Source organism: Streptomyces sp. NPDC002144, from assembly GCF_053593695.1.
The window spans coordinates 155,532-162,823 of the sequence record NZ_JBSFDB010000025.1; the positions used below are offsets into that span (position 1 = coordinate 155,532).

A 7,292-nucleotide genomic window follows, 5' to 3' on the forward strand; every position below is an offset into this window, starting at 1 on the left:
CGTACCCTCCGCCCCTTTCAAGGAGTCAACATGTCGCAGGGCGACGACGATCGAAACGAGATCCGGCAGCTCGTCGAGAACTGGGCGCTGTGGCGCGACGCCGGGGACTGGGACCGCTTCGCCACGGTCTGGCACCCGCGCGACGGCTGGATGAGCGCCACCTGGTTCCAGGGCAGCGCCGCCGACTTCATCAAGGCCAGCCGCGAGGGCTTCGACAACGGCGTCAGCATCCTCCACTTCCTCGGCGGCCACACCGCGGACATCGTCGGAGACCGGGCCGTCGCCCAGACGAAGATGACCATCAACCAGCGCGCGAGCGTCGACGGCGTCGAGGTCGACGTCGTCTGCACGGGCCGCTTCTACGACTTCCTCGCCCGCCACGAGGGCCGCTGGACCCTCGTACGCCGGCAGCCGATCTACGAGAAGGACCGGCTCGACGTCGTCGACCCCGCCGCCTCACTCACCCTTGACCCCGACCTGCTGAACCGGTTCCCGACCGGCTACCGGCACCTGGCCTACCTGCAGACGAAGGCGGGTTTCACGGTGAAACAAGGACTCCCCGGCCTCACCGGCCAAGCGGTCGAGCAGCTCTACTCGGAAGGCAGACAGTGGCTGACGGAAGCCTGATGCGATTCACCCACGAGACCCTTCCCCAGCGGGTCGTGTTCGCGGCCGGGGGATCGCCTGCCGCCGTGGCGGCGGAGGTCGAGGCACTCGGCGGCACGAAGGTCATGCTGATCGCTTCGGACCGCGAGAAGGAACTGGCCGACCCGATCGCCAAGGAGATCCCGGTCGTGCTGCGTCATGAGGAAGTCGTGATGCACGTACCGGTCGACGTCGCGGAGCGGGCCCGTCGAGCCGCGGCCGACGCGGGCGCCGACATCCTGGTCAGCGTCGGCGGCGGCTCGACCACGGGTCTGGCCAAGGCGGTGGCGATGACCACCGGACTGCCGATCGTCGCGGTGCCCACCACGTACGCGGGGTCCGAGGCGACCAACGTGTGGGGCCTGACCGAGGGCGAGACCAAGACCACCGGCGTGGACGACAGGGTGCTGCCCGCGTCGGTCGTCTACGACGCCGCTCTGCTGACCACTCTGCCCGGCGACATGACCGTGGCCAGCGGCCTGAACGCCATGGCCCACTGCGTGGACTCGATGTGGGGGCCGCGCGCAGACCCCATCGACCGGGCGCTGGCCCAGGAGGGCATCCGCGCACTGGCGGCCGGCCTGCCGAAGGTGGCGAAGGACGCGACGAGCGTCGCGGGCATCGAACAGACCCTGTACGGCGCCTATCTGGCGGCTGTCGCGTTCGCCTCGGCCGGCTCCGGCATGCATCACAAGATCTGCCATGTCCTGGGTGGCATGTTCGATCTCCCCCACGCCCAGACCCACGCGGTCGTGCTCCCCTACGTTCTGGCCTTCAACGCCCCGCACGCCCCTGAGGCGGAAGCGCGCATCGGCCAGGCCATCGGCGCGGAGTGCGGAACCCGCACGGCGAGCGCCGGCCTGGCCGCCCTGCGTGAACTTCTGGGCGCGCCGAGGGCACTGCGCGACTACGGCATGCCGGAGACCGGCATCGCCAAGGCGCTGGGGCCGATCATCAAGGCGATCCCCGCCAACAACCCCACCCCCGTCACCTACGCGAACCTGACCCTGCTGCTGCAGGCGGCGTGGGCCGGCGAACCGATCACCTGAAAGAGGCCGCCATGGCTACCTACGTCAACCCCGACTCCGTCCGGGCCGCTGCCCGCGGCACGGTCTACCGCGAGGTGTCGCCGGAACAGCAGGCGGTCGAACAGCGGCTGGCGGACAACGTCATCGCCTCCTTCGACGCCTGCGAGGACGCACGGCTCAAGGAACTCATGGTCGCTCTCGTCAAACACCTGCATTCCTTCATCCGGGAAGTCCGGCTGACCGAGGAGGAATGGGGCGCGGCGATCAACTTCCTCACCAAGGCCGGTCACATCACCGACGACGTACGGCAGGAGTTCATCCTGCTCTCCGACACCCTCGGCGCGAGCATGCAGACGATCAACGTCAACAACCAGGCGTACAAGGGCGCTACCGAGGCCACCGTCTTCGGTCCGTTCTTCGTCGAGGACTCCCCCGCGGTCGAACTCGGCGAGGACATCGCCTTCGGCGCACCCGGCGAACCCTGCTGGGTCGAGGGCACCGTCACCGACACGGACGGCGTGCCGCTCGCCGGTGCGCGGATCGAGGTCTGGGAGGCCGACGAGGACGGGCTCTACGACGTGCAGTACGACGCCGGCAAGCGCGCGGGCCGCGCGCACCTGTTCTCCGCAGCCGACGGCGCCTACCGCTTCTGGGCGCTCACTCCGACGCCGTACCCCATTCCCGACGACGGACCGGTCGGCAGGATGCTCGACGCGGTCGGCCGCTCGCCGCTTCGTGCCGCGCACCTCCACTTCATGGTGTCCCACGAGGGCGCGCGCACCCTCGTGACCCACATCTTCCCCGAGGGTGACCCGATCGGCCGCAAGGACACTGTCTTCGGCGTCAAGGACTCACTGATCAAACGGTTCGAGCGGCAGCCCGCGGGCACCCCGACGCCCGACGGCCGTGTCATCGACGGCACGTGGAGCCGGGTCCGCTTCGACATCGTCCTCGCGCCTGCGGATGTGTGACCCGGACACGCGGTGGAGGGGCGGTCCCGTAGGACCGCCCCTCCGTCGTTTTCGGCCGAATGGTCAGTCCGGCAGCAACTCCGCGAAGTCCCTGACGGGGCGCGACCCGTCCCAGTCGACCGATGCCCGCCAGACGGAGGTGAACAACTGCCGGGTGATGTCGTTGTCCTGGACCAGCTCGATCATCCCCGGGGCGTCTTCGCCGCCGTCCAGGAAGAAGACCTCGCCCCCCCGGTGCGACATCGTGAAAGCGCACCATCGCCCCGCTCGCCTCACGGCGTTCGACCTCCGCCCTGACGTCCGGCACGATCTTGGCGACGTGGTGGAAGCCGTAACCATGGCGTTCACAGGCGTCCTTGTAGATCGACGGCTCGTCGTCGAGGGTCTGGAGGAGCTCGATCATCATGTGCCCCGAGAAGGCGAGCGCCAGGGTGAACTCGGCCCTGCCCGGCGCACCACGGTAGGTGGAGCCCTCGCCGCCGATCCTGTGGTTCACGAACCAGGGGCCGACGCCGAGGTGTTCGGTCCACCAGCGCATTCCGGCGGTCAGGTCGGGGACGGCGTAGGCGACCTGGATGACGGCGTCGGTCGGCTGGCCGAAGGGGAACTCCACGGTGGTCGTCCTCTCGGGGGCCTAGGCGGACGGGCGGAGGAAGCTGGTGAGGCCGCCGTCCACCAGGAGGGCCGAACCGGTGATGTATGCGGCTTCGGACGAGGCCAGGAAGAGCACGGCGTCGGCGAGTTCCTCGGGCTCCCCTTCGCGGAGCATGGGGGTGCTGAGTCTGAGGCGCTCACGGAAGGCGTCGGCTCCCCCGGGTGCGAGGCCCGTCGTGCGGGAGGCGATGTCGGTGTTCATGCCGGCCGGGATGACGATGTTGACGCGGATGCCGTCGGCGACGACCTCGGCGGCGAGGATGCGCGTCAGGTGCTCCAGTGCGGCCTTGCTGGTTCCGTAGGCGGCGGTTCCCGCGCTGGCCCTGCGGCCGGCCGCCGAGCCGCAGAAGACGACGGCTGCGCCGGGTGCCAGCAGGGGCCTGAGCGCCTGCATGAGGAAGAACGAGCCCTTGACGTTGGTGTCGAACACCCTGTCCCAGGTGGCCTCGTCCATGTCGTCGAGGCGCTTCATGCCGGCGTGCCCGGCGTTGACGTAGGCGGCGTCCACTCGCTCGACCTGTGCGGCGACCTCGCCGATCGCGGCCTTGATGCCGACCACCGAGGAGAGGTCGGCCGCGACGGTGACCGTGCCGTCGCCGATGATGCCGCTCGCGATCTTCAGCTGGTCCGGGTCTCGCGCGATGATGACCACGCGTGCGCCCTCACGCGCGAAGGCCTGTGCCGCGGCCAGGCCCAGTCCTCTGCTGCCGCCGGTGACGAGGCAGGTCTTGCCGAGGAAGCGCTGCCGCCGGTCCACGACCGGCAGGTCACGGCTCATGCGTCGACCTCGATACCACCGAAGGGAGCTCCGCCATTGAGGACGCGCTCCTCCGGAGGAATGGGCGCGAGGCTGACTCGTACGTCGATGCAGGTCGGCCGGCGGGCCGCGAGAGCGGCCTCGATCGCCGGGCGCAGCTGGTCGAGCTCGGTGACGTCGACGCCGTCGGCGCCGAGTGCGCGTGCCACCGCGCTGTAGGAGCCGTTCTCCAGGCGGTTGTTGGTAACGCGGTCCTGTCCGAAGAAGAACTGCTGGGTGTGCAGGGTGGCGCCCCACGCCCGGTTGTTCAGCACGATCACGACGACCGGGAGTCCCGCCCGGACGAGGGAGTCGAACTCGGCGAGGCTGTAGCCGACGGCGCCGTCGCCGGTGACGAGGATGGTCGCCTTGTCGGGGGCGGCGTACTGGGCTCCCAGCGCCACGCCGAAGTTGCTTCCCATGGAACTGAGGTATCCGTGGCCGAGGTAGTGGGACAGCGGCGCGAGCGCGATGGTCTCGGAGAGCCACAGCTCGGTCAGGGCGCCGTCGACGACGACGGTCGCCTGGTCGGGGACGCTCTCGGCGATCGTACGGACCGCGAGGTACGGGTGGATCGCGGCGTCCTCGTGCTGCTCGGTCTCGGCGGCGAGGGCGGAGCGCCGGGTGGCGGAGATGTCCCGCAGGGTCGCGAGCCAGTCGTCGCGCCCCGAGGGCGCGGCGCGCTCGCTCAGCCGCTCGTTCAACAGGCCGATCGTGCCGACCGGGTCGGCCTGGATGCCGAGTTCGACATCCTGCAGCCTGCCGAGTTCCCGGCCGTCGGGGTCGATCTGGAAGATGCGCGAACCCTTCGGCAGCAGTCGGCCCGTGCCGAACTGTGTGGCCATTCCGAAGCGCAGCCCCAGCATGAGGACCAGGTCGGGCCGCGCGTCCTCGGGGACGGTGGCCAGGGTCTGCAGGAGCCCGACGTGGCGTTCGGAGCCGACGATCGCCCCGAGGCCCTCCCAGTCGGAGAACAGGGGCACTCCGGTACGGGCGGCGAACTCGTGCAGCCGGGCCCGCGCCTCGGCGGTGACGAAGGACTTGCCGACCAGCGCGATGGGGCGCCGGGCGGCGCTGAGCGCCTCGAGGATACGGTCGACGGCACCGGCCGGGGATACGCCGGTGCCGTCGACCTCGATGCGGTAGTCGTCGACTTCGTCGACGTCCACCGACTGGCGCAGGACGTCCCAGGGAATGTCCAGGAGCACCGGGCCCCTGGGTTCCGACCGGGCGATACGGATCGCCTGGGCGACCAGGCGCGGGATCAGCTCGGTGCGGGTGACGCGGTGTGCGAACTTGGTCACCGGGGCCGCCATGGCGACCTGGTCGAAGCCGGCCTGCTGGTCGTTGATCTGGTCCGTCTCCAGGGGCCCGGAGCCCGCGATGTACAGGACGGGGGTGCGGTCCAGATGGGCGTTGGCGACCGAGGTCAGGACGTTGGTGAAACCACCGCCCGCCGTGACGACGGCGACCCCCAGCTCCCCGGTGACCCGCGCGTATCCCTCGGCGGCGTGACCGGCGTTCATCTCGTGCCGTACGTCGACGACGCGCAGCTTGGCGTCGAGGGCGTCCTGGAGGATGCCGTCGATGTGCGCTCCGGGCAGGCCGAAGGCCACATTGACTCCGGCTCGCTGCAGGGTTCGCACGACGAGTGCGCTGCCGGTTGCGGTTGCCATTCGTTGGTCCGCCTCTCTGGGCGATGCAAGGCTTCGACACATGCTGGGGGCCAGGCCCGAAGTCGGGCCGCCCGTACGGGAGTCTTGAGCAGGAGCTGGGTCACGACAACGGATGTGTTCGTTGGACGGTCAACGCCTTGCCCGGCATGGGAAAGATCGGAACCGCGCGGACCGAACTGTTCGCGGAAGCAATGTCAGGATTCGGGCATCCTGAGCACGGCCTTGATCACACGCCCGGAACCGGTCTCCGTCCACGCATGGGCGAAGTCGCTGAAGGGGAACTCCTCGATCATCCGGTCGAACGGGAACCGGCCCGCTCGCCAGTAGTCGACGAACTGGGGTATCAGGACGTGGGGATTGGCTGAGCCTCCGATGATCCCCTGCAGCCTGCGACCGCCGGCGAGCAGGAAACCGGTGTCCGGAGTCCATTCGCCCGCCGGTGCCACGACATATCCCAGGGTGCCTTCCACCCCCAGGCAGGTCGTCGCGGTCGCATAGACGGACGGTACGTCCGCGGTGACGTACGCGAAGTCGAAGCCCTCGGGTTCGATGTCTCGCAACGCCTGTTCGGCACCGGCACCGCCCGGCACGGTGTCGGTCGCACCCAGCTCCGTGGCCAGCTCCAGCCGCGGCCGGTTCATGTCCACGGCGACGATGCGCCGGGCACCGGCCAGACGGGCGGCCATGACGGCGGCGAGCCCCACACCTCCGGTGCCGAACACCGCGATCGACTGTCCCGGGCGGAGCCGCAACGCCTCCAGGACCGAGCCCGCCCCCGTGATGACACCGCAGCCGAGCGGCCCCATCAGGTGCAGCGGGACGTCCTTCGACAGCAGGACCGCGCTCCGTGCGGGCGCCAGCGCGTACGTGGCGAAGGACGACTGACCGAAGAACATCGCCGCGACCCGGTCACCGGCCTGGCTGATCGGTGAGCTGCCGTCGAGTCGCGCGCCGCCGAAGGCCACCCGCATCGCCTCACGGCAATACGTGGGCCGGGCGTCGAGGCAACGGGTACACACACCGCAGGAGTTGCCCGACAGCACGACGTGGTCACCGGGCACGAGACGGGTCACCCCGGCGCCGACCGCCTCCACGACCCCCGCGCCCTCGTGCCCCAGCACGATCGGGTGCGGAACGGGCACCCCACGGCCGTTGTGCGCGTTGATGTCGGTGTGGCAGATGCCGGTTGCCACCATGCGCACCAGGACTTCGTCCGCTCTCGGGTCCTCGAGGTCGACCTGTTCGAGTTCGAGCACGGTCCGGCTGTGGCGCGACACCGCCGCGATGACCTTCATCGGGATTCCTCCGTGGATACCCCCGCCGTCAGGCGGGGGAGGAAGCGGACTCCTGCGGAGCAGGGCACGGAAAGCCGATGCGCCGCCAGGGCGGATCGGCGTTCACCGCCAACCAGCCGCAGGTGAGTGGTGGTTTGTGTGGCGTCTGGTCGGCGATGACCAAGCTGGCCGGGCCTACCGCCGGGCTGGCGGGATGTCAGGTCTGTGGAGCTGGCGTAAGACTGCTG

General features: G+C 69.8%; 7 protein-coding genes and 1 pseudogene. 3 read left to right on the plus strand and 5 right to left on the minus strand.

The features are described 5' to 3' along the window. Nucleotides 1-30: 30 nt before the first annotated feature. From ACWCQ1_RS32545 to ACWCQ1_RS32555, 3 genes are read left to right on the plus strand one after another with little or no spacing between them, the layout of a single operon-like run. A complete protein-coding gene (locus tag ACWCQ1_RS32545; RefSeq protein WP_451027999.1) occupies nucleotides 31-627 on the plus strand; it encodes a nuclear transport factor 2 family protein in 597 nt (198 codons plus the stop codon). After that, complete coding sequence (locus ACWCQ1_RS32550; protein ID WP_451028000.1) at nucleotides 627-1,694, plus strand: maleylacetate reductase; 1,068 nt, start codon at nucleotides 627-629, stop codon at nucleotides 1,692-1,694. The genes ACWCQ1_RS32545 and ACWCQ1_RS32550 overlap by 1 nt, the downstream gene beginning before the upstream one ends. Before the next feature lie 11 nt (nucleotides 1,695-1,705). Next, nucleotides 1,706-2,644, plus strand: a complete 939-nt coding sequence (locus ACWCQ1_RS32555; protein WP_451028001.1) for a dioxygenase family protein — start codon at nucleotides 1,706-1,708, stop codon at nucleotides 2,642-2,644. A 63-nt stretch (nucleotides 2,645-2,707) separates the two neighbouring features. Here ACWCQ1_RS32555 and ACWCQ1_RS32560 read toward each other — a convergent pair whose 3' ends face one another. The 5 genes and pseudogenes from ACWCQ1_RS32560 to ACWCQ1_RS32580 all read right to left on the minus strand — a co-directional run bounded on the left by ACWCQ1_RS32560 (nucleotide 2,708) and on the right by ACWCQ1_RS32580 (nucleotide 7,065). Further along, nucleotides 2,708-2,887, minus strand: a complete 180-nt coding sequence (locus tag ACWCQ1_RS32560; protein ID WP_451028005.1) for a hypothetical protein — start codon at nucleotides 2,885-2,887, stop codon at nucleotides 2,708-2,710. Between the two features lie 43 nt (nucleotides 2,888-2,930). Next, a pseudogene (locus ACWCQ1_RS32565) lies at nucleotides 2,931-3,182 on the minus strand (VOC family protein); the annotation flags it as partial. Nucleotides 3,183-3,278: 96 nt separating this feature from the next. Continuing rightward, a complete protein-coding gene (locus ACWCQ1_RS32570; protein ID WP_133047054.1) occupies nucleotides 3,279-4,076 on the minus strand; it encodes an SDR family oxidoreductase in 798 nt (265 codons plus the stop codon). Beyond that, complete coding sequence (locus ACWCQ1_RS32575; RefSeq protein WP_451028002.1) at nucleotides 4,073-5,770, minus strand: thiamine pyrophosphate-binding protein; 1,698 nt, start codon at nucleotides 5,768-5,770, stop codon at nucleotides 4,073-4,075. The genes ACWCQ1_RS32570 and ACWCQ1_RS32575 overlap by 4 nt, the downstream gene beginning before the upstream one ends. A 194-nt stretch (nucleotides 5,771-5,964) precedes the next feature. Then, entirely contained in the window at nucleotides 5,965-7,065 is a 1,101-nt protein-coding gene (locus ACWCQ1_RS32580) for an NAD(P)-dependent alcohol dehydrogenase (protein ID WP_451028003.1), read from the minus strand. Between the last annotated feature and the right edge of the window lie 227 nt (nucleotides 7,066-7,292).

Excerpts from the sequence above, each read along its gene's own strand:
- ACWCQ1_RS32560 (WP_451028005.1), bottom strand. The coding sequence starts at position 2,887 with ATGTCGCACCGGGGGGGCGAGGTCTTCTTCCTGGACGGCGGCGAAGAC.
- ACWCQ1_RS32580 (WP_451028003.1), bottom strand. The coding sequence starts at position 7,065 with ATGAAGGTCATCGCGGCGGTGTCGCGCCACAGCCGGACCGTGCTCGAA.
- ACWCQ1_RS32545 (WP_451027999.1), top strand. The coding sequence starts at position 31 with ATGTCGCAGGGCGACGACGATCGAAACGAGATCCGGCAGCTCGTCGAG.
- ACWCQ1_RS32550 (WP_451028000.1), top strand. The coding sequence starts at position 627 with ATGCGATTCACCCACGAGACCCTTCCCCAGCGGGTCGTGTTCGCGGCC.
- ACWCQ1_RS32555 (WP_451028001.1), top strand. The coding sequence starts at position 1,706 with ATGGCTACCTACGTCAACCCCGACTCCGTCCGGGCCGCTGCCCGCGGC.
- ACWCQ1_RS32575 (WP_451028002.1), bottom strand. The coding sequence starts at position 5,770 with ATGGCAACCGCAACCGGCAGCGCACTCGTCGTGCGAACCCTGCAGCGA.
- ACWCQ1_RS32570 (WP_133047054.1), bottom strand. The coding sequence starts at position 4,076 with ATGAGCCGTGACCTGCCGGTCGTGGACCGGCGGCAGCGCTTCCTCGGC.